At 62.7% G+C, this 504-nt stretch carries 1 protein-coding gene; it reads left to right on the top strand.

All coding sequences use genetic code 11. From position 1 onward, the window contains the following. Positions 1–504: FAD-dependent oxidoreductase (locus AC1DCY_RS27470; protein WP_477355893.1), on the top strand; the 504-nt coding region annotated here is incomplete at both ends.

Genomic DNA, 504 nt, shown 5'->3' on the forward strand with positions numbered 1-504 from the left:
GTGATAGTCGGTGCGGGACCTGCAGGTCTGGGCGCCGCGAAAACCGCCGTAGCGCTCGGCGCCAGGGTGGCGCTGATTGAATGCAGGTTTATCGGCGGCGATTGTCTGAACAATGGTTGTGTACCGTCGAAGGTGATTATCCGGACGGCGCAATTGTATGCCGAAATGCGCGAYGCCCGGCACTATGGCGCGCAAGTGCCGRGCGACATTCAGGTCGACTTCGCTGCCGCGATGGCGCGCGTACGGCGTATCCGCAGTCACCTCAGCGGCGGCGATTCGGCGGCACGATTGAGCGCAATTGGCGTGGATATGTTCTTCGGCGAAGTGCGCTTCACGGGGGCTGACTCGCTGACGGTCGATGGGCAGACCCTGCGCTTTCGCAARGCCTTGATYGCGACTGGCGCGGCCCCGAACATCCCGCTGATTCCCGGTCTCGCGCAAGCCGGTTACCTRACCAAYGAAAACGTTTTCGATCTGACTGAGTTGCCGCGCCGCCTGCTGGTG

The organism is Lysinibacillus sp. 10T31 (genome assembly GCF_056394365.1).